The sequence below is a fragment of the Shewanella sp. T24-MNA-CIBAN-0130 genome, from assembly GCF_040310185.1.
GTDB classification, from domain to species: domain Bacteria; phylum Pseudomonadota; class Gammaproteobacteria; order Enterobacterales; family Shewanellaceae; genus Shewanella; species Shewanella psychromarinicola.
Genome location: NZ_JBEOPP010000546.1, coordinates 1 through 238 on the forward strand (window position 1 = coordinate 1; position 238 = coordinate 238).

Sequence of the window (238 nt, forward strand, 5' to 3'; positions counted from 1 at the left end):
TGACTTTACTGAAAACAGCGCCGTCGATGGCGATGTTGCCGCAACCTACACCACCTTTGATGAAGACGGCGATACACTGACGGTGGACTTTACTGCCGGCAGCAATGACGACGGTTACTATGCGTTAGTCAACGGCGAAGTGGTCTTGACCCAAGCCGGTGCTGATCTCGTCAACAACGGCGGCACCTTACCGCCAGTGGATTTAACCGTCTCTGATGGCAACTTAACCGGCCAAGAC

1 protein-coding gene is annotated in these 238 nt (G+C 54.2%); it reads left to right on the forward strand.

The genetic code is table 11. The features are described from left to right. The coding region (locus AAEZ02_RS23445) for a hypothetical protein (RefSeq protein ID WP_351125634.1) at positions 1-238 on the forward strand (238 nt) is incomplete at both ends.